Consider the following 2,020-nt stretch of genomic DNA (forward strand, 5'->3'; position numbering starts at 1 on the left):
TCATCCACTGGCAACATAGATCGAAACATAGATCTAGGAACTATTTGATGGGTTTTCCCAGAATTTCTTGGATTTGTGCTTCTGAAAGCATTTCCAACTCAGCTAAGAGTTGGTCTACCTCTTGATCACCACTGGAGGAAATCGATTGAACCGTCACCGGTGAACGATAAAAGGGTGTCGAGGTGAACCGATCCAGATTCTGGAACTGTGCCTCCCATAATTGTTGCATCTCAGTACCTGCACTCAAAACTCTCGGTTCGATTTTTCTTGGGCTGTCCTCCTGGTTTGAGTTGCTTTTTTGACTTTCTTGAGCCAGATATTGGGCAAGGGACTCGATATTGGGATAATCATACGCCAGTGTCGGAGACAGAGGCACCCCTAACCATTCTTCGAGATCATCAGCTAATTCGACTGCTGTTACTGAATCTAGACCATAATCAGCAAAAGACTTGCTGATGTTAATAGACCCGGCAGGCAGTTTTGTTTCTCGCGCTAGCCAATTTACTATCCACTTTTGAAGTGTATGCCGGGTTTGCGCTTTGCCGATAGTATTAGTAGTGGGTTCTTTTTCTGGTTTGGTTGGGGCAATGGTTGGGTGTTGCCCCAACCTCGATTGCCCTACAACTGTCAAGGTATTGTTTAGAAATCCAGCTCGACAAGCATGGCGCTGTACTTTGCCACTGGATGTCTTGGGAATACTATTGGTCTTGAGCAATAACACAGCATAAACTTGAAGCTGGTACTCTTGGGAGACTGCACTGCGGATTGCTTCAACCACTTCATCTACATCTAGTTTCCGAAGGTAATTCCTGGAGACTTCTTGGACAATCACCAATTGCTCAGCCTGTTCGACTTCCACAGAAAAAGCTGCGCCATAGGCAGGGCGAAGAGCTGGATGACTCTTTTCCGCCGTCAATTCTATATCTTGGGGATAATGGTTGCGACCCCGGATAATAATTAAATCCTTTAGACGACCTGTGACAAACAACTCACCATCCTGGATAAATCCTAAATCACCAGTGCGCAGCCATGGCCCTGAACCAGTATCAGCTAGATAAGCATTAAAGGTTTTTTCCGTCACCTCTGGTTGATTCCAATAGCCTTGAGCAACACTTGGACCTTTTACCCAAATCTCTCCGACAGCACCTGCTTCAACCTGGGTAAGGGATTGGGGGCATGCGATCGCAATTTTTTCATTTAACCAAGTCCGCCCACACCCGACCAGGATTCGAGTCGCCACATTACCATTAGACTGACCATTAGACTGACCATTAGACTGATTGAGACGATTTTCTGGCAGGGGAACCACTCGATTTTGTTCAAGAGCTTGCCCTTCAAATTCCCTTACCACTGGAGGTTGGTCTTTCAAGCCTCCAGTTACTAATAATGTGGTTTCTGCCATGCCATAACAGGGGTAAAATGCTTCCCGACGGAAACCACAAGGGGCAAATTTTTGAGCAAATCGCTCTAATGTTGAGGCTCTAACTGGCTCAGCACCGGTAAAGGCCATTTGCCAGCTGCTCAGGTCTAGGGCTTCTAATTGCTTAGCCGTAATTTTCTGCACACACAGCTCATAGGCAAAATTCGGAGCACCACTGGTAGTCACCTGGTATTTGGAAATTGCCTTTAGCCAGCGGTAAGGCTTGCGGAGGAAATCTACTGGAGCCATCAGGATGATGGGAAGACCTACATAAAGGGGTTGTAGGATGCCACCAATCAGTCCCATATCATGGTAAGCGGGTAACCAAGACAATCCCCTGCTTTCGGGTGTATCTTGGAAACACTGATTGATCAAAGCTGAGTTATATAACAAATTCCCGTGGCTAACCATTACTCCTTTGGGTTTACCCGTTGAGCCAGAGGTGTACTGTAGAAAAGCCAAAGTATTCTGTGTAGAGTCCGGGTGCTGCCAATCTGATTCGTGGTGCGTAGGCAGATTGTCAGTTGCCAGCCACTTCAGTTGATTGTTGGCGGGATTTTCAGCTAGCTGAGTCTCTATTTTCTCTAATAGAGGGGTAGT

1 protein-coding gene is annotated in these 2,020 nt (G+C 46.5%); it reads right to left on the minus strand.

Annotated features, from left to right (window positions below; translation table 11 throughout):
* Positions 1 to 40: 40 nt before the first annotated feature.
* The coding region (locus F6K53_RS38515; RefSeq protein WP_293085106.1) for an AMP-binding protein at positions 41 to 2,020 on the minus strand (1,980 nt) is incomplete at its 5' end.

The sequence above is a fragment of the Moorena sp. SIO4A1 genome, assembly GCF_010672065.1.
Taxonomy (GTDB): domain Bacteria; phylum Cyanobacteriota; class Cyanobacteriia; order Cyanobacteriales; family Coleofasciculaceae; genus Moorena.